Consider the following 19,279-nt stretch of genomic DNA (forward strand, 5'->3'; position numbering starts at 1 on the left):
GGGGGCCGCCGACCACGGGCGGTGGGGGGTCAGCTGGGGCGGGCCATGGCCTTGACGAAGGCGCGCTCGACGTCGGCTGCGGACAGCACGCCGTAGATCTCGCCGGTCTCCTCGACGACGAGGTATTCGGTGGCGGGGGTGCTGCGCAGGGCTTCGAGGAGTTCTTCGCCGGAGAGTTCGGCGGAGACGCGCATGCCGTCGGTGATGTCCTGGGCGAGGCTGCTGACGGCGACCCAGGGGCGGCGGTGTTCGGGGACGCCGACGATGGCGGCTTCGCGGACGAGGGAGAGGGGGCTGCCGTCGGCGTCGACGACGACGAGGGCGCGGGCTCCGGCGGCGTTGGCGCGGCGCAGGGCTTCGGAGAGGGGGGTGTCGGCTTCGACGGGGACGGCGCGGCGGGTGAGGGCGCGGGCCTGGAGTTCCGGCAGGTGTTCGCGCAGGCGGGCCATGCGCAGGCTGTTGCCGGCGCCGGTCCAGATGATCGCGGCGAGGATGGCGGCGAGCAGGGCGTCCATGACGGTGTCCATGCCGACGTTGTCGACGGCGTCGGAGCCGAGGGCGCCGGACTGGGTGAGCCAGGGCAGGCCGATGAGGACGGAGACGGCGAGGGCGCGGCCGACCCAGGCGGCGGCGACGGTGCCGGTCATGGGTTTGCCGGTGATCTTCCAGACGACGGCGCGGAGCATGCGGCCGCCGTCGAGGGGGAGGCCGGGGAGCAGGTTGAACGCGGCGACGATGAGGTTGGAGATCATCAGTCCGGCGAGGAGGACGCCGGGGACGGTGCCGGGTTCGACGAGGCGCAGGGCGCCGTAGAAGACGCCGGAGAGGACGAGGGAGAGGAGGGGGCCGACGAAGGCGAGGACGAATTCGCGGCCGGGTGTCTCGGCTTCCTTCTCGATCTCGGAGACGCCGCCGAAGAACTGGAGCTGGATGCGGCGTACGGGCAGGCCGAAGCGGAGGGCGGCGACGGTGTGGGCGAGCTCGTGGACGAGGACGGAGGCGTAGAAGGCGATGGCGAAGAAGAGGGAGACGAGGTAGCGGGCGGCGCCGAGCTCGGGCAGGACGCGGTCGAGCTGGCCGCCGAAGACCCAGGTGATGAGTGCGGCGACGAGGAACCAGCTGGGGGCGACGTAGACGGGGACGCCGAAGGGGCGGCCCATGAGGAGTCCGCCTCGGGGGTCGCGGGGGCGCCGGGGGCGGGGCTTGTCGTCGTCGGAGTGGGCGAAGGCGCGGTCGTCGTGGAGGTGCGGGGGGTGGGGGCCGTCGGTGCCGGGGGTGGTGTGCGGCGGCCGGGGGTCCTCGCCGGTGGGGTGCTGGTGGTCCTGGGCGGGCGGTGTCTCGTCCGGGCCGGGGCCGGTGGGGGCGCTGCCCGTCTCGGGGCCGGTGGGTGCGTCGGGCCGTCCTGGGTCGGGGGCCGGCCGGTCCGTACGGTGCTCGGTCGGCTCGTCGGTGCCGGAGCGCGGCTTCCCGCTCCCGCCGCTCTCGTCCACGGTGTCCCCTCGTTGGATGCGTCGTCCGCGCCTGCCGGGCGGAAGGTCTCAAGTCGATGGTATGCGGCGGTGCTGTGGCGTTCCGCCCCGGCACCCCGCTGGGGCCGTCCGCGGGTGCCCGCGGCTGGGTCACTGTCAGTGGTGGGCCGTAGGGTCTGTGGTCATGGAGACGAGCACGGAGGGCGCCGCGGCGGACGGCGGCGGCGAGGTCACGGGGGCGACGGCGCCGATGACGGACGTGTACCCCACGGGGGCGGCCGTTCATGCGGGGTCGGCCGGGGCGGATGGGGAGGCGCCGGTGGAGGCAGCGGCCGGTGTGCTGCCGGTGCGCGCTCCGTCGTCGCTGTCGCCGTCGCGTGCCAGTGACTTCATGCAGTGTCCGCTGCTGTACCGGTTCCGGGTGATCGACCGGCTGCCGGAGAAGCCGAGTGCGGCGGCGACGAAGGGGACGCTGGTGCACGCGGTGCTGGAGCGTCTCTTCGACGCGCCGGCGGCGGAGCGGACGGCGCCGCGGGCGAAATCCCTGATCCCGGGGCAGTGGGACCGGCTGCGGGAAAGCCGCCCGGAGGTCGTGGAGCTGTTCGCGGACGATCCGGAGGGTGAGCGGCTGGCGACCTGGCTGGGCGAGGCGGAGCAGCTGGTGGAGCGCTGGTTCGGGCTGGAGGATCCGACGCGTCTGGAGCCGGCGGAGCGGGAGCTGTTCGTGGAGGCGGAGCTGGAGTCGGGGCTCCGGCTGCGCGGGATCATCGACCGGGTCGATGTGGCGCCCACGGGTGAGGTGCGGATCGTCGACTACAAGACGGGCAAGGCACCCCGCCCCGAGTACGCGGAGGGCGCGCTGTTCCAGATGAAGTTCTACGCGCTGGTGGTGTGGCGGCTGAAGGGTGTGGTGCCACGTCGGCTGCAGCTGGTGTATCTGGGCAGTGGTGATGTGCTGACGTACGACCCGGTGATGGCGGACCTGGAGCGGGTGGAGCGCAAGCTGCTCGCGCTGTGGGAGGCGATCCGGGTGGCGACGGAGACGGGTGACTGGCGGCCGCGCCAGACGAAGCTGTGCGGCTGGTGCGATCACCGGGCGCACTGCCCGGAGTTCGGCGGCACTCCCCCGCCGTATCCGCTGGCGCCGGTGTCCGGGGCGGGCGAGTCCGAGGCGGGCACGCAGGGCAGAATGGGGCCTGCCTAGCGAAGGAGACTTACGTGGCCATCCGCGTCCTGCTGGTCGACGACCAGCCCCTGCTGCGCACCGGGTTCCGGATGATTCTGGAGGCCGAGCAGGATCTCGCGGTCGTGGGCGAGGCCGGTGACGGTCTGCAGGCCCTCGATCAGGTGCGGGCCCTGCAGCCCGATGTGGTGCTCATGGACATCCGTATGCCCCGGATGGACGGGGTGGAGGCGACGCGGCAGATCACCGGGCCCGGGCGGGACGGCCCGGCGAAGGTGCTGGTGCTGACCACGTTCGATCTCGACGAGTATGTGGTGGAGGCGCTGAGGGCGGGGGCCAGCGGCTTTCTGCTGAAGGACGCTCCGGCGACCGAGCTGGTGCAGGCGATCCGGGTGGTCGCGGCGGGTGAGGCGATGCTCGCGCCGAGCATCACGCGCCGGCTGCTGGACAAGTACGCCACGCATCTGCCGTCGGGTGACGAGCCGGTGCCGGACACGCTGCACACGCTGACGGACCGTGAGGTGGAGGTCCTGAAGCTGGTGGCGCGGGGTCTGTCGAACGCGGAGATCGCGGCGGATCTGTTCGTCAGCGAGACGACGGTGAAGACGCATGTGGGGCATGTGCTGACGAAGCTGGGGCTGCGGGACCGGGTGCAGGCCGCGGTGTACGCGTACGAGAGCGGTCTGGTGCGTCCGGGCGCGCAGTAGGGCCGGTCCCGGCCGCCGCTTCCTGCGGCGGGCCCTGCGACGGACAGAGGGCGTCCCTCCGGTGGAGGGACGCCCTCTGGCGTGTGCGCGTGTGGGCGGGCCGCTCATCAGCCCTTCTTGAGCTCCCAGAAGCGGAAGACGGTGGAGGCGTCGAGGCAGTACTCCAGGCCGTACACGTTCTCGTGGACGATGGCGTACTGCTTGCCCTGCCAGACCGGGAGGATGGGCAGTTCCTTGGCGACGATGTCCTGGAGCGCGCCGAAGGCGTCGTCGGTGGCGGCGCGGTCGCTCTCGGCGGCGGTGCTCGGGATCAGCGTGTTGGTGATGCGCTTGTTGTCGTAGTTGTTGCTGAGGACGTTGCCCTTGCCGAAGAAGGGTGCCGTGAAGTTGTCGGCGTCCGGGTAGTCCGGGACCCAGCCCTTGACGTAGACGCCGTACTTGCCCTTGGCGATGTCCTTCTCGTACTGGTCGAAGGCGACGGAGCGGACGTCGGCCTTGAAGAGGCCGCTGTCGTTGAGCTGCTTGGCGATGGCCTTGAGCTGCTGGTCGGTGGCCGGGCCGTAGCGGGACGGGGTGGACCACAGGGTCAGTTCGACCTGGCCGGTGATGCCGTCGTTCTGCAGGGCGGCGGCGGCCTTGGCGCGGGAGGGGCGGGCGCCGTAGGTGTCGAAGAAGGCGGTGTTGTGGCCTGCGATACCGGCCGGGATGATCGAGTACAGCGGGCTGGCGGTGCCCTCGTGGACGTCCCGGATGAGGGCGTCGCGGTCGAGCAGGTAGGCGATGGCCTTGCGGACGCCGAGCTGTCCGGTGACCGGGTCGTCCATGTTGAAGACGAGGTGCTGGACCTCGGCGCTGCTGCCCTCGACGACCTCGACGCCGGAGGCGTCGGTGCCGGCCTTCTCGATGTCGGCGATGTCGCCGGCGGTGAGGCCTCGGTAGGCGATGTCGATGTCCTCGGCGAGCAGGGCGCGCTTGAGGCGCTGCTGGTCGCCGCGGAAGAACTTCAGGGTGACGCCGCTGTTCTTGACCTCGGCGGTGCCGTTGTAGTTCTCGTTGACGGTGAAGACGGCCTGGTCGTCGTTGAACTCTTCGAGCTTGTAGGGGCCGGAGCCGACGGCTTCGCCGTCCTCGCGCAGGCCGTCGGCGTCGTACTGGTCCTGGTCGACGATGGAGCCGGCGCCGGAGGCGATCTTGCTGGGGAAGGTGGCGTCCGGGGTGTTGAGCCGGAAGACGACGGTCCGCTCGTCGGGGGTCTCGACCTTGTCCAGGGTGGAGAACATGACGGCGGGGCCGTCGGGGTCGTCGATCTTGAGCATCCGGTCGAAGGAGAACTTGACGTCCGCGGCGGTGAGTTCGTCACCGTTGCTGAACTTCAGGCCGTCCTTGAGGGTGCACTTGTAGACGGTGGCCCCGGTGTCGGAGAAGGAGCATTGCTCGGCGGCTTCGGGCTGGGGCTCGGTGGCGCCCTTGGGGAAGCTGAGCAGCGACTGGAAGACGTTGTTGAACAGCAGCCAGGAGCCCGGGTCGTAGCCGGAGGCGGGGTCGGTGGCGAGGACGTCGTCGGACATCCCCATGACCACGGTGTTCCCGTCAGCCCCGGCGTCCCCGGATTCCGTTCCGCAGCCGGTCAACAGGCCGGAGGCCAGCCCTGCCACGAGGGGCAGCACCGGCCAGTGCTTGCGCATGTTCACTTACGGGCGCCTTGTCGTCGGTTGTGTGAGGAACCCGGGCCCGCGGTGGAACCGGGCGGGTCCGGCGCCCCGGGTGGGGGCGCCGGACAGGGGCGTCAGCCGCTCACGCCGCGGCCGAGCTCCCAGAGCTGGAGGGTGGAGGAGGAGTTGAGCGCGTAGGCCGTGCCCGTGATGTCGTCGCCGGCGGCGACGTACTGCTTGCCCTGCCACAGCGGGATGAACGGCACGTCGTTGGCGACGATGTCCTGGATCTCGGTGAGGCTGCCGGTCGCGGCGATCCGGTCGGCGGCGCGCCGCGACTCGGGGATCAGGCTGTTGCGGACGCGGGCGTTGGCGTAGGGCGAGCCGAGGAAGTTGTCCTTGTCGAGGAACGGGGCGACGTAGTTGTCGGCGTCGGGGAAGTCCGGGAACCAGCCCATGCCGTAGACCTCGTACTTGCCCTTCTTCTCCGCGGGGCGGAACACGTCCCAGGGCGTGCCCTTGATGTCGACGTCGAACAGGCCGCTGCCGTCGAGCTGCTCCTTCAGCAGCTCGAACTCCTTCTTCGTGGCCGGACCGTAGTGGTCGGTGGTGTAGTTCAGCGTCAGCTGGACCGGGGTGGTGACACCGGCCCGCTCCAGGATGTTCTTGGCCTTGGCGGTGCTGGGGTCGCCGTACTTGTTGAAGAAGGCGTTGGAGTGCCCGGTGATGCTGGCGGGGACGAGCGAGTAGAGGGGCTCGGCCTGGGAGCCGTACACCTTGGAGACGAGTTCGCCGCGGTCGATCAGCTGGGCCATGGCCTGGCGGACGGCCTTGCTGCGGACGGTGGAGTCGTCGGTGTTGAAGGCGAGGTAGCGGATCTCGAGGCCCGCCATGTCGATGAGGTCGACGTCGTCGTCGGAGTCGGCGGCCAGCTTGTCGATCTGCTCGGGCGACATGGCGCGGGTCATGACGTCGATGTCGCCGCGGTCGAGGGCGGCGCCCATCTCGTCGGCGCTGTCGAAGTTGCGCATCTCGACCTTGTCGTTGTTCACCTTGAGGCTCCCCTTGTACTCGGGGTTCTTGGTGAACACGGCGGAGACGAGCTTGTCGCCCTCGACGTCGGCCTTGAAGGTGTAGGGGCCGGAGCCGTCGACCTCGAAGCCGTCGCGCAGCTTCTTCTTGTCGTACACGTCCGGGTCGACGATGCCGGCGACGGGGGTGGACAGCTTGTACGGGAAGGTGGCGTCGGCGGTCTTGAGGTGGAAGACGACCTCTCGGTCGCCGCGCGTCTCGACGGTGTCGACGGTGGACAGCAGGGCGAAGACGCCGCTGTCGGCCTTCAGGGAGAGGGCGCGGTCGATGGAGTACTTCACGTCGGCCGCGGTGACGGGGTCGCCGTCGGCGAAGGTGAGGTCCTTGCGCAGGGTGCAGGCGTAGCGTTCGTTGCCGCTGTCCGTGAAGCCGCAGCTCTCGGCGGCCTCGGGGACGGGCTCGCCCTCGCCGCGGGGCTGGATCATGAGGGTCTGCACGGTCTGGCGCAGGACGTTCCACAGGCCGACGTCGTAGGCCCAGGCCGGGTCGAGGGGTGCGGGGCTCTCCTCCGAGGCAGTGAACACGTCCGTGGTGCCCACGACGATCCCGTCGCCGCCGCCGCTGCCGCTGTCGGTTCCGCCGCAGGCGGCGAGAACCGGCGCGAGCAGGCCGATGACGACCGGCAGCACCAAAGTCTTACGGTTCATGCTCGGGTTTCTCCAGCTGTTGTCTCCGTGTATCCGGCATGCAGAGGGTGGTGCGGCCGATCACGGGGTAAGGGCGATGTTCTCGCGATGAGATTAGTCCGCGCCCACAGGACGGTTGGAGGGGACCGGAGTTGGGGCTTCCTCACTCAGTGGAATCGGGTGTGGACGCACCGGAAGGCCGAGGGCGGAAGGATTGGCGCACGGGTCCATCAATCGGGACACAAGGGTGCGCTCAAAACCGTTGTCCGGGGGCGGACCGCGCGAGGCGGGCGCCCCCGCGTGCACCTCTGGAGTGGCGAACGTCACAGATTGGACGATCTTGGAGAGCGCTGGAATTCAGCCGTCCGGCGCGTTCGAATTTATGCGCGGAATTTCTCCGCAATCGGCGCTGCACGCTCGGTGAACAGGCGGGTGAAGAAGCGGGTGAACGGTCGGCGCATTCGAGTTGTCATGACAGTGACGAGTCGTGGTCGAACTGTCATCAGGCGGCTGTCATCAGCCCGCGGAGAAATGCCAGATCGACGTGTTCCAGCGAGGGCACGACCGTGCGGCGGGCGGCCGGGGCGATGGGGGCGATCGAGGGGACGGCGACCACCTGGCATCCGGCGGCCTCGGCGGCGGCGACCCCGGTCGCCGTGTCCTCGACGACCGCGCAGCGCGCGGGGTCGGCGCCCAGGCCTGCCGCGGCGAGCAGATAGGGGTCGGGGTGGGGCTTGGTGCGGCTCACCTCGTCACCGGCGACGGTGAGCGCGAAGTGCTGCGGGCCCAACGTGGTGAGCACACGGTCGATGATGCGACGGTGCGAGGCGGAGACCAGGGCGGTCGGGATGCCGTGCACGGACAGCTCGGCCAGCAGCCGGGCGGCTCCCGGCATCAGCGGCAGGGAGCTGTCGATACGGTCCTCGAAGCCCTGGTTGAGCAGCACCGTGAGCTCGTCCAGGCCGATGTCGGCGCCGGTGGCCTCGATCAGGAAGCCGGCGCTGCGGGTCATGGGCCCGCCGACCACGACATGGCGCCAGGTGTCGTCCAAGGTGTGGCCGAGGGAGGCGAAGACCTCGACCTCGACGTCCCACCAGAAGCCCTCGGAGTCCACCAGGGTGCCGTCCATGTCGAGGAGAACGGCCTGCAGGGCCGAGCCGTCGGCCGTACGGGTCGACAGGGCGGGGACGGTGCTGGTCATCCACATACCTCCTTCTGGGGACGACCAGGCCGGTTCCCACGGAGGGAACCGGCCTGCGGTGGACCGTCCAGTGTACGACGCTCGCCGGGGTATCGCCCGGTACACCCGATGTGCCTCCCGGCACACCGGTCGCACGGGCCCCGGCGCGGGCGTCAGCGTGCGTTGAAGTACTTGGCCTCCGGGTGGTGGATCACGATGGCGTCCGTGGACTGCTCGGGGTGCAGCTGGAACTCCTCGGAGAGGTGGACGCCGATGCGCTCGGGCCGCAGCAGGTCGGCGATCTTCGCGCGGTCCTCCAGGTCGGGGCAGGCGCCGTAGCCGAGGGAGAAGCGGGCGCCCCGGTACTTCAGGGAGAACATGTCCTCGATGGCGGCCGGGTCCTCGCCGGCGAAGCCCAGTTCCGAGCGCACGCGCGCGTGCCAGTACTCGGCGAGGGCCTCGGCGAGCTGCACGGACAGGCCGTGCAGTTCGAGGTAGTCGCGGTAGGCGTCGGCCTCGAAGAGCCGGGCGGTCTCCTCGCCGATGCGGGAGCCGACGGTGACGACCTGGAAGCCGACGACGTCCGTCTCGCCGGACTCCTGCGGGCGGAAGAAGTCCGCGAGACACAGGCGGCGGCCGCGGCGCTGGCGGGGGAAGGTGAAGCGGGTCCGTTCGTTGCCGTGCTCGTCGAGGACGATCAGGTCGTCGTCCTTGGACACGCACGGGAAGTAGCCGTGCACGACGGCCGCCTCGAGGAGGTTGTCGGTCTGGAGCCGGTCGAGCAGGCCGCGCAGCCGGGGACGGCCCTCGGTCTCGACGAGTTCCTGGTACGACGGCCCGTCACCGGCGCGGGACTCCTTCAGGCCCCACTGGCCCTTGAAGAGGGCGCCCTCGTCCAGCCACGAGGCGTACTCCTTGAGCTGGATGCCCTTGCTGACGCGGGTGCCCCAGAACGGCGGTTCGGGCACGGGGTTGTCGGTGGCGACGTCGGAGCGCACCGGCCCGTCCTCGGGCCGCTCCTCGACCACGGTCTGCGCGGTGGCCCGCACCCGGCGCTGCCGGAGCTCGGGCAGCTTGGCGCCGGGCACGCCCCGCTTGACGCCGATGAGGGCGTCCATCAGGCGCAGGCCCTCGAAGGCGTCGCGGGCGTAGCGGACCTCGCCCTCGTAGACCTCGTGCAGGTCCTGTTCGACGTAGGCGCGGGTCAGGGCGGCGCCGCCGAGGATGACCGGGTAGTCGGCGGCGAGGCCGCGCTGGTTCAGCTCCTCCAGGTTCTCCTTCATGATCACGGTGGACTTCACCAGGAGACCGGACATGCCGATGACGTCGGCGCGGTGCTCCTCGGCGGCTTCCAGGATCGCGGAGACGGGCTGCTTGATGCCCAGGTTGACCACGTTGTAGCCGTTGTTGGACAGGATGATGTCCACGAGGTTCTTGCCGATGTCGTGGACGTCGCCGCGGACGGTGGCCAGCACGATGGTGCCCTTGCCCTCGTCGTCGGTCTTCTCCATGTGCGGTTCGAGGTAGGCGACGGCGGCCTTCATGACCTCGGCGGACTGCAGCACGAACGGCAGCTGCATCTGCCCGGAGCCGAACAGCTCGCCGACGACCTTCATGCCGTCCAGCAGGGTCTCGTTGACGATGTCCAGGGCGGGCCGGTCCCGCAGGGCCGCGTCGAGGTCGGCCTCCAGGCCGTTGCGCTCACCGTCGATGATCCGCCGCTTGAGGCGCTCGTCCAGCGGCAGCGCGGCCAGTTCCTCGGCCTTGCCGGCCTTGAGGGACTTGGCGGTGGCGCCCTCGAACAGCGCCATCAGCTTCTGCAGCGGGTCGTAGCCCTCGGCGCGCCGGTCGTGGATGAGGTCGAGGGCCGTCCGGACCTCTTCCTCGCTGAAGCGGGCGATCGGCAGGATCTTGCTGGCGTGCACGATCGCCGAGTCCAGGCCGGCCTTCACGCACTCGTCCAGGAAGACGGAGTTGAGCAGGATGCGGGCGGCCGGGTTGAGGCCGAAGGAGATGTTCGACAGGCCCAGCGTGGTCTGCACGTCGGGGTGGCGGCGCTTGAGCTCGCGGATGGCCTCGATGGTGGCGATGCCGTCCTTGCGGGACTCCTCCTGACCGGTGCAGATGGTGAAGGTCAGGGTGTCGATGAGGATGTCCGACTCGTGGATGCCCCAGTTCCCGGTCAGGTCGTCGATCAGCCGTTCGGCGATCTCGACCTTCTTCTCGGGGGTGCGGGCCTGCCCCTCCTCGTCGATGGTCAGCGCGATCAGCGCGGCGCCGTGCTCGCGGGCCAGTGCGGTGACGCGGGCGAAGCGGGACTCGGGGCCGTCGCCGTCCTCGTAGTTGACGGAGTTGATGACGGCGCGTCCACCGAGCTTCTCCAGGCCGGCCCGGATGACGTCGACCTCGGTGGAGTCCAGCACGATCGGCAGGGTGGAGGCCGTCGCGAACCGCCCGGCGAGTTCGCGCATGTCGGCGACGCCGTCGCGGCCGACGTAGTCCACGCACAGGTCGAGCATGTGCGCGCCCTCGCGGATCTGCTCGCGGGCGATCTCCACGCAGTCGTCCCAGCGGCCGTCCAGCATGGCCTCGCGGAACTTCTTGGAGCCGTTGGCGTTGGTGCGCTCGCCGATGGCCAGGTAGGAGGTGTCCTGCCGGAACGGGACGGTCTGGTAGAGCGAGGCGGCGCCCGGCTCGGGCTGCGGGGTCCGCTCGGTCGGCGCGAGGTCCCGGACCCGCTCGACCAGCCGGCGCAGATGCTCGGGTGTGGTGCCGCAGCAGCCGCCGACCAGGGACAGCCCGTAGTCGCGGACGAAGGTCTCGTGGGCGTCCGCCAGCTCGGGCGCGGTCAGCGGGTAGGTGGCGCCGTCCCTGCCGAGGACGGGCAGACCGGCGTTGGGCATGCAGGACAGCGGGATGCGGGAGTGCCGGGAGAGGTAGCGCAGGTGCTCGCTCATCTCGGCGGGGCCGGTGGCGCAGTTCATGCCGATCATGTCGATGCCGAGCGGCTCCAGGGCCGTCAGGGCGGCGCCGATCTCGGAGCCGAGCAGCATGGTGCCGGTGGTCTCGACGGTGACGGAGACGATGATCGGCAGGTCCAGGCCGGACAGCTCGCGGGCGCGCTGGGCGCCGATGACGGCGGCCTTGGTCTGCAGCAGGTCCTGGGTGGTCTCGACGATGAGCGCGTCGGCGCCACCGGAGATCAGGCCCTCGGCGTTCTGCTGGAACGCGTCACGGATGGTGGTGTAGCCGATGTGGCCGAGGGTGGGGAGCTTGGTGCCGGGGCCGATGGAGCCCAGCACCCAGCGGTCGCGTCCGTCGCGGGCGGCGTAGGCGTCGGCGGTCTCCCGGGCGATACGGGCGCCGGCCTCGGACAGCTCGAAGACCCGTTCGGGGATGTCGTACTCGGCCATCGCGGCGTGGTTCGCGCCGAAGGTGTTGGTCTCGACGCAGTCCACGCCCGCGTCGAAGTACGCCTCGTGCACGGAGCGGACGATGTCCGGCCGGGTCACGTTCAGGATCTCGTTGCAGCCCTCGAGATTCTGGAAGTCCTCGAGTGTGGGGTCCTGGGCCTGCAACATGGTGCCCATCGCTCCGTCGGCGACGACCACTCGGGTGGCGAGGGCCTGACGGAGAGCGGACACACGGGTCCGGCTGTCGGCGGAAGGGGTCGGTGGCAACGAGGCCATGAAAGGGCTCCCTGGAGTGCGACGGCTGTCGGCTTTGCGCCCGCAGGGCAGGTTCCGCGGCGGGCGCACCTCGCCAGCGTAGCCGGGAGCGCGGCGCGATGGTCGGGGCGTCCACGGGGCGGGACGCGGACGGCCCCGGGGGCGGCACCCGGTATACGTGTGTCGCGGTCCGGATGGATGAAGTCCGACGGACCATTAGCGGAGCGTCGACATGGACCGGTAGTGTTCGACATTGCCGAACGACGGCAGCGACGTCGTGTAGGTCGACGGTCGAAGGGGACGGAGGCAGTACGGCGATGGCACGGAACATCCAGTCGCTCGAACGGGCGGCCGCGATGCTGCGGCTGCTCGCGGGCGGTGAACGGCGCCTCGGCCTGTCGGACATCGCCTCCTCCCTGGGCCTCGCCAAGGGCACCGCCCACGGGATCCTGCGCACCCTCCAGCAGGAGGGGTTCGTCGAGCAGGACGAGGCGTCCGGGCGCTATCAGCTGGGCGCCGAGCTGCTGCGTCTGGGCACGACCTACCTGGACGTCCACGAGCTGCGCGCCCGCGCGCTGGTGTGGACGGACGACCTGGCCCGCTCCAGCGGGGAGAGCGTCTACCTGGGCGTGCTGCACCAGCAGGGCGTCCTGATCGTGCACCACGTCTTCCGCCCGGACGACAGCCGCCAGGTGCTGGAGATAGGGGCCATGCAGCCGCTGCACTCCACCGCCCTGGGCAAGGTGCTGTCGGCGTACGACCCGGTCGCGCACAGCGAGGCCATCGAGACCGGCCGCAAGGCGTTCACCGAGCGCACGGTGTGCGACCTGGACGACTTCGAGCACCTGCTCGACATGACCCGCGCGCGCGGGTACGCCGCCGACGTCGAGGAGACCTGGGAGGGCGTCGCGTCGATCGCCGCCCCCATCCACGACCGGCGCCGTATGCCGGTGGGCGCGGTCGGCATCACCGGCGCGGTGGAGCGGCTGTGCCGCGAGGGCGAGCTGCGCCCCGAGCTGATCGCGGCGGTACGGGACTGTGCCCGCGCGGTGTCGCGGGATCTGGGCGCCGGGCGGTTCTGAGCCCGGTGGTACGGGCTCAGCTGCTCACGGCCGGGCTCAGGCCGATGAGGCACGACGACCGGGGCGCCGTACGGCGTTCCGGGCCTCCGCATGTTCGCGCGTGAGCCCCTGCCGACCACGCAGCGTGCCCCCTACGCGCCGGTACGCGCACGCCCTGGTTATCGATAAATCAACACAGCCGATAACGATCGAGCATTCGGTAACAGGACCCTTGACGCACACCTGACGCCGGGGCAAGACTCCCGTCCATCGGTCGGCATTGTCGAACACCTACCGGCAATACGCGTTAGAGTGGGACAACGCCAGAGGCCGGCATCGCTCTCATCCCGAGAGCAACGCGAACCACCGGAGGGACCCGGGGTTCGGCTTCCCCTGGACGAAGGACAAAGGAGTCGCGGGTGTCCAGCTCCGACATCTTCATCGGCGAGACCATCGGTACCGCCATACTCATCCTGCTCGGCGGCGGCGTCTGCGCCGCTGTCACGCTGAAGGCCTCCAAGGCCCGCAACGCCGGCTGGCTCGCCATCACCTTCGGGTGGGGCTTCGCAGTGCTCACGGCGGTCTACACCTCGGCACCGCTCTCCGGCGCCCACCTCAACCCGGCCGTCACCATCGGCATCGCGATCAAGGACAACGCCTGGGGCGACGTCCCGACGTACTTCGCCGGACAGCTCCTCGGCGCCATGATCGGCGCGGCGCTGGTGTGGGCCGCGTACGCCGGCCAGTTCCACGCCCACCTCACCGACAAGGACATCGTCGGCGGCCCGGGCGCGCAGGCCACGACCGCCAAAGCCGTCGAGGCGCAGGAGAAGGGCGCCGGTCCCGTCCTGGGCGTCTTCTCCACCGGTCCCGAGATCCGCAACGTCGTGCAGAACCTGATCACGGAGATCATCGGCACCGTCGTGCTGGTGCTCGCGGTCCTCACCCAGGGCCTCAACGACAGCGGCAAGGGCCTCGGCACCCTGGGCGCCCTGATCACCGCGCTCGTGGTCGTGTCCATCGGTCTGTCGCTCGGCGGCCCGACCGGGTACGCGATCAACCCGGCCCGTGACCTCGGTCCGAGAATCGTCCACGCCCTTCTGCCCCTGCCCAACAAGGGGGGCTCCGACTGGGGCTACGCCTGGATCCCGGTGGTCGGCCCGCTCGTCGGCGGCGCCATCGCGGCAGGCATCTACAACGTCGCCTTCGCCTAGAAGGAGCGCTTCACCCGTCCGGGTGAGACGCACCGAAACTCTCGGCGCACGCCGTACGTAAAGCCCCATAACCACGGAACTTCCAGGAGCTAACTGTGACCGACGCCCACACCGCCGGCCCCTTCATCGCCGCGATCGACCAGGGCACGACCTCCTCCCGCTGCATCGTCTTCGACCGCGACGGCCGCATCGTCTCCGTCGACCAGAAGGAGCACGAGCAGATCTTCCCGAAGCCGGGCTGGGTCGAGCACGACGCCACGGAGATCTGGACCAACGTCCAGGAGGTCGTCGCCGGAGCCATCGAGAAGGCCGGCATCACCCGGGACGACATCAAGGCCATCGGCATCACCAACCAGCGCGAGACCACCGTGCTGTGGGACAAGAACACCGGTGAGCCCGTCCACAACGCCATCGTCTGGCAGGACACCCGCACCGACGCCCTGTGCCGTGAGCTCGGCCGCAACGTCGGGCAGGACCGCTTCCGCCGCGAGACCGGTCTGCCCCTCGCCTCCTACTTCGCCGGTCCGAAGGCCCGCTGGCTGCTGGACAACGTCGAGGGCCTCAAGGAGCGCGCCGAGGCCGGCGACATCCTCTTCGGCACCATGGACACCTGGGTCATCTGGAACCTGACCGGCGGTGTCGACGGCGGCAAGCACGTCACCGACGTCACCAACGCCTCCCGCACCATGCTGATGAACCTGCACACCATGGAGTGGGACGAGAAGATCGCCGAGTCGATCGGCGTGCCGCTGCAGATCCTGCCCGAGATCCGGTCCTCCGCCGAGGTCTACGGCGAGATCACCGGCGGCAAGCTGGGCGACCTGCTCGGCGGCATCCCGGTGGCCTCCGCGCTCGGCGACCAGCAGGCGGCCCTGTTCGGCCAGACCTGTTTCGCCGAGGGCGAGACCAAGTCGACGTACGGCACCGGCACCTTCATGGTGATGAACACCGGCGACAAGATCATCAACTCCTACGCCGGTCTGCTGACCACCGTCGGCTACAAGATCGGTGAGCAGGACACGGTGTACGCCCTGGAGGGCTCGATCGCCGTCACCGGTTCGCTGGTGCAGTGGATGCGCGACCAGATGGGCCTGATCTCCACCGCCGCCGAGATCGAGACGCTCGCGCTCTCCGTCGAGGACAACGGCGGCGCCTACTTCGTACCGGCCTTCTCCGGTCTGTTCGCCCCGCACTGGCGCTCCGACGCCCGCGGTGTGATCGCCGGCCTGACCCGGTACGTCACCAAGGCGCACCTCGCGCGTGCCGTCCTGGAGGCCACCGCCTGGCAGACGCGGGAGATCGCGGACGCCATGGTCAAGGACTCCGGCGTCGAGCTGGTGACCCTCAAGGTCGACGGCGGCATGACCGCGAACAACCTGCTGATGCAGCAGCTCGCGGACGTCCTGGACGCGCCCGTGGTGCGCCCGATGGTCGCCGAGACGACCTGCCTCGGCGCCGCCTACGCCGCCGGTCTCGCCGTCGGCTTCTGGAACAGCACCGACGACCTGCGCGCCAACTGGCGCCGGGCCGCCGAGTGGACCCCCCGCATGGACGCGGAGACCCGCGACCGTGAGTACAAGAACTGGCTCAAGGCCGTCGAGCGGACCATGGGCTGGATCGAGGACGACGAGAGCTGACCCGCTGCTCGCCGGCCCTCGAACTCTGATGAGGAGCAATAACCCGACATGACCAGTCAGACCACCCTGCAGTCCGTGCCTGCCCTCGGTACGCACCCGGCCTCCGGCTCCCACCCGAGCCGCGCCGAGACCCGGGAGCAGCTCTCCAAGGCGTCGTACGACCTCCTCGTGATCGGCGGCGGCATCCTGGGCATCTCCACCGCCTGGCACGCCGCGCAGTCCGGCCTCAGGGTGGCCCTGGTCGACGCCGGCGACTTCGCCGGCGCCACCTCCTCCGCCTCCTCCAAGCTTCTCCACGGCGGTCTGCGCTACCTGCAGACCGGCGCGGTGAAGCTGGTGGCGGAGAACCACTTCGAGCGCCGTGCGGTCTCCCGCCAGGTGGCCCCCCACCTGGCGAACCCGCTGACCTTCTACCTCCCCGTGTACAAGGGCGGGCCGCACGGCGCCGCGAAGCTCGGGGCGGGCGTCTTCGCCTACTCCGCGCTCTCCGCCTTCGGTGACGGCGTCGGCCACCTCCTGTCCCCCGCCAAGGCGGCGCAGGACGTGCCGGAGCTGCGCACCGAGAACCTGAAGGCCGTGGCCGTGTACGGCGACGACCAGATGAACGACGCCCGCATGGCGCTGATGACGGTCCGCGCGGCCGTCGAGTCCGGTGCCGTCGTGCTGAACCACGCCGAGGTCACCGGACTGCGCTTCACGCAGGGCCGGGTGACCGGCGCCGATCTGCGGGACCGTCTGTCCGGCGACGAGTTCGGGGTGAACGCCCGGCTCGTGCTGAACGCGACCGGCCCCTGGGTCGACCACCTGCGCAAGATGGAGGACCCGAACGCGGCCCCGTCGATCCGTCTGTCGAAGGGCGCGCACCTGGTCCTGAAGCGGACCTCGCCCTGGAAGGCGGCGCTGGCCACCCCGATCGACAAGTACCGCATCACGTTCGCCCTGCCGTGGGAGGACATGCTGCTGTTGGGAACCACCGACGAGATGTACGAGGGCGACCCGGCGGACGTCGCGGTCACCGAGAAGGACACGGCCCAGATACTCGACGAGGCCGCGTTCTCCGTCCGCGACCAGCAGCTGGACCGCGATCTGATCACGTACGCCTTCGCGGGTCTGCGGGTGCTGCCGGGCGGCCCCGGTGACACGGCGAAGGCCAAGCGCGAGACGGTCGTGACCGAGGGACGCGGCGGCATGCTGTCCGTGGCGGGCGGCAAGTGGACGACGTTCCGGCACATCGGCCGGACCATCATGAAGAAGCTGGAGTCGCTGCCGGGCGCCCCGCTGGGCGACGACTTCGAGCCGGTCTCCGCGCTGCCGAAGAAGCTGCCGCTGCCCGGTATCGCGAACCCGCGCGCGGTCGCGCACCGGCTGCTGACCGACCGTCCGGCGCCGGGCCCCCGGATGGCGGCCGACACCGCCCGGCACCTGGCCACGCACTACGGTTCGCTGGCCTTCGACATCGCCCGCATCGCCAACGAGAACCCGGAGCTGGGCGAGCGTGTCCACCCGGACGCCCCGGAGATCTGGGCGCAGGTCGTCTACGCCCGGGACAACGAGTGGGCGGAGACGGCGGACGACGTGCTGCGCCGCCGGACGACGCTGACGATCCGGGGCCTGGCCACGGACGACGTCCGCGCGAAGGTGCAGGACCTGCTCGACAAGAAGTGACCTCGCGCGCGGCGGGCGGTTTTCGCCGGATGAGCAGTCCGCCGCGTCGGGTCCGGCCACTCCCCTGACCACGCCGGACCGTGTGAGGGCGGCCCCTTCCGCACCGGGGCCGGCCACGACCGGAGGGGCGGCTCCTCGCCGATGGAGCCGCCCCTTCGCGCTGCCCGGACCCCGTACATAATGTGGGCCGAGACATCGGAGGTCTCGTGGGGCGGACGAGGGGGAGGGCGGCCATGGCGGTCACCGACGAGGCGATCGAGAAGATCAAGGCGATGATCGTCTCCGGCGCGCTGCGCCCCGGGGACCGGCTGCCGAAGGAGAGCGAACTCGCGGCCGCGCTGGGACTGTCCCGCAACTCGCTGCGGGAGGCGGTGCGGGCGCTGTCGCTGATCCGCATCCTGGACGTCCGGCAGGGCGACGGGACGTATGTGACCAGCCTGGACCCGCAGTTGCTGCTGGAGGCGCTGAGCTTCGTCGTCGACTTCCACCGCGACGACACCGTGCTGGAGTTCCTGGCGGTGCGCCGCATCCTGGAGCCGGCGGCCACGGCGATGGCGGCGGCCCGGATCAGCGAGCAGCAGCTCGACGGGCTGGCCGGTGAGCTGGACCGGCTCGGTGACGCCCCGTCGGTGGAGGAACTCGTCGCGAGCGACCTGGAGTTCCACCGGGGCATCGTGCGGGCGTCGGGCAACTCGGTGCTCTGCTCGCTGGTGGACGGACTGTCGGGGCCGACGACGCGGGCCCGGATCTGGCGGGGGCTCACCCAGGAGGACGCGGTCGCCCGGACCCTGCACGAGCACCGGGCGATCCTCGCGGCGCTGCGGGACCGGGACGCGGAGGCGGCGCGGTCGTGGGCGACCGTGCACATCGCGAGCGTGGAGCAGTGGCTGCGTTCGACGCTGTGACGTCGGATCTCTGCCGGGGGTGTTCCCGGGTGGGGATCGGGGCAGTGATCCCGCATCCCCCGTACGAGGGGGCTGCGGGCGCCCCCGCCGCACGCCGTAAGGTTGGTTCGTCAGGCGAGGGCACGTCGGAAGGAGGCGCTGGGTGATCGAGCTCGAGGGGGTTCCCGAGCTGATCGACCCGGTCATGGTGGCCGCGTTCGAGGGCTGGAACGATGCCGGCGACGCCGCCTCCACCGCGGTCGCGCATCTGGACAGGGAGTGGAAGGGCGAGGTGTTCGCGGCGCTGGACGCCGAGGACTACTACGACTTCCAGGTGAACCGGCCCACGGTGTGGATGGACGCCGGAGTGCGCAAGATCACGTGGCCGACGACCCGGCTCTCGGTGGTCCGCGTCGGCGGTGACAAGCCGCGCGACCTGGTGCTGGTACGCGGGATCGAACCGTCCATGCGCTGGCGCTCGTTCTGCAACGAGCTGCTCGGCTTCGCGCACGAGCTGGGCGTGGAGCTGGTGGTCATCCTGGGCGCCCTGCTCGGTGACACTCCGCACACCCGTCCGGTCCCGATCAGCGGGACCACCTCCGACCCGGATCTGGCGCGCCGGATGGATCTGGAGGAGACCAAGTACGAGGGCCCCACGGGCATCGTGGGCATCCTCCAGGAGGCCTGTACGCACGCCGGGGTGCCGGCGGTGTCGCTGTGGGCGGCGGTGCCGCACTACGTGTCGCAGCCGCCGAACCCGAAGGCGACGCTGGCGCTGCTGAACCGGCTCGAGGACCTGATCGACGTGCGCATCCCGCTGGGCGAGCTGCCCGAGGACGCGCGCGCCTGGCAGGTCGGCGTGGACCAGCTGGCCGCGGAGGACAGCGAGGTCGCCGAGTATGTGCAGTCGCTGGAGGAGGCCCGGGACACCGCGGAGCTGCCGGAGGCGTCGGGCGAGGCGATCGCCCGCGAGTTCGAGCGCTATCTGCGCCGCCGGGACGGTGGCGGGCCGACGGCCGGCGGGCACGCCACCGACGGCCAGGACGGCCCGTCGGGACCGCCGTTCCGCCGTGAGGGCCCCGGTGGCCCCGGTGGCCGCACCCGTCCGCCGAAGCCGCCGCGGCCGGGCGGGAAGGACAGTACGGACACGGACGCCGACGACGAGTCGTCGGAGGACTGAGGTCCACGGGTGGACGAAGGAGGGCGGTGCGCCGGTGCGCACCGCCCTCCTTCTTCGTGTT

At 70.6% G+C, this 19,279-nt stretch carries 13 protein-coding genes; 8 read left to right on the forward strand and 5 right to left on the reverse strand.

Features of this window, described 5'->3' with window-relative positions; all coding sequences use genetic code 11:
- Positions 1–29: 29 nt before the first annotated feature.
- Complete coding sequence (locus DC008_RS06305) at positions 30–1,490, reverse strand: site-2 protease family protein (RefSeq protein ID WP_108706083.1); 1,461 nt, start codon at positions 1,488–1,490, stop codon at positions 30–32.
- Positions 1,491–1,653: 163 nt separating this feature from the next.
- Between DC008_RS06305 and DC008_RS06310 the strand changes: the two genes are divergently transcribed.
- Positions 1,654–2,673 carry a RecB family exonuclease gene (locus DC008_RS06310; protein ID WP_108706084.1) on the forward strand — a complete coding sequence of 340 codons (1,020 nt, stop codon included), beginning with the start codon at positions 1,654–1,656 and terminating at the stop codon, positions 2,671–2,673.
- A 14-nt stretch (positions 2,674–2,687) separates the two neighbouring features.
- Positions 2,688–3,359 (forward strand): response regulator, encoded by a 672-nt coding sequence (locus tag DC008_RS06315; RefSeq protein WP_055622869.1) that lies wholly within the window; start codon positions 2,688–2,690, stop codon positions 3,357–3,359.
- A gap of 107 nt (positions 3,360–3,466) precedes the next feature.
- Here DC008_RS06315 and DC008_RS06320 read toward each other — a convergent pair whose 3' ends face one another.
- The 4 genes from DC008_RS06320 to metH all read right to left on the reverse strand — a co-directional run bounded on the left by DC008_RS06320 (position 3,467) and on the right by metH (position 11,598).
- Complete coding sequence (locus tag DC008_RS06320) at positions 3,467–5,050, reverse strand: ABC transporter substrate-binding protein (RefSeq protein ID WP_108706085.1); 1,584 nt, start codon at positions 5,048–5,050, stop codon at positions 3,467–3,469.
- Between the two features lie 95 nt (positions 5,051–5,145).
- Positions 5,146–6,750: an ABC transporter substrate-binding protein gene (locus DC008_RS06325; protein ID WP_108706086.1), complete on the reverse strand. Its 1,605-nt coding sequence runs from the start codon at positions 6,748–6,750 to the stop codon at positions 5,146–5,148.
- Between the two features lie 481 nt (positions 6,751–7,231).
- Positions 7,232–7,930 carry an HAD family hydrolase gene (locus tag DC008_RS06330; protein ID WP_108706087.1) on the reverse strand — a complete coding sequence of 233 codons (699 nt, stop codon included), beginning with the start codon at positions 7,928–7,930 and terminating at the stop codon, positions 7,232–7,234.
- Positions 7,931–8,082: 152 nt separating this feature from the next.
- Positions 8,083–11,598, reverse strand: a complete 3,516-nt coding sequence (gene metH / locus DC008_RS06335; protein WP_108706088.1) for a methionine synthase — start codon at positions 11,596–11,598, stop codon at positions 8,083–8,085.
- Between the two features lie 296 nt (positions 11,599–11,894).
- On the opposite strand from metH, the gene DC008_RS06340 reads away from it, so the two are divergent.
- The 6 genes from DC008_RS06340 to DC008_RS06365 all read left to right on the forward strand — a co-directional run bounded on the left by DC008_RS06340 (position 11,895) and on the right by DC008_RS06365 (position 19,218).
- Positions 11,895–12,659: an IclR family transcriptional regulator gene (locus DC008_RS06340; protein ID WP_108706089.1), complete on the forward strand. Its 765-nt coding sequence runs from the start codon at positions 11,895–11,897 to the stop codon at positions 12,657–12,659.
- A 398-nt stretch (positions 12,660–13,057) separates the two neighbouring features.
- Complete coding sequence (locus tag DC008_RS06345) at positions 13,058–13,852, forward strand: MIP/aquaporin family protein (RefSeq protein ID WP_108706090.1); 795 nt, start codon at positions 13,058–13,060, stop codon at positions 13,850–13,852.
- Between the two features lie 95 nt (positions 13,853–13,947).
- Positions 13,948–15,489, forward strand: coding sequence for a glycerol kinase GlpK (glpK, locus tag DC008_RS06350; RefSeq protein WP_055622862.1), 1,542 nt, complete (start codon positions 13,948–13,950; stop codon positions 15,487–15,489).
- Positions 15,490–15,537: 48 nt separating this feature from the next.
- Entirely contained in the window at positions 15,538–17,154 is a 1,617-nt protein-coding gene (locus tag DC008_RS06355) for a glycerol-3-phosphate dehydrogenase/oxidase (protein WP_108706091.1), read from the forward strand.
- 233 nt (positions 17,155–17,387) lie between these two features.
- A complete protein-coding gene (locus DC008_RS06360) occupies positions 17,388–18,059 on the forward strand; it encodes a FadR/GntR family transcriptional regulator (RefSeq protein ID WP_108706092.1) in 672 nt (223 codons plus the stop codon).
- 142 nt (positions 18,060–18,201) lie between these two features.
- Positions 18,202–19,218: a PAC2 family protein gene (locus DC008_RS06365; RefSeq protein ID WP_055622859.1), complete on the forward strand. Its 1,017-nt coding sequence runs from the start codon at positions 18,202–18,204 to the stop codon at positions 19,216–19,218.
- Positions 19,219–19,279: the final 61 nt, after the last annotated feature.

Origin of the sequence: Streptomyces nigra (assembly GCF_003074055.1) — a bacterium.
Classification (GTDB): Bacteria; Actinomycetota; Actinomycetes; order Streptomycetales; family Streptomycetaceae; genus Streptomyces; species Streptomyces nigra.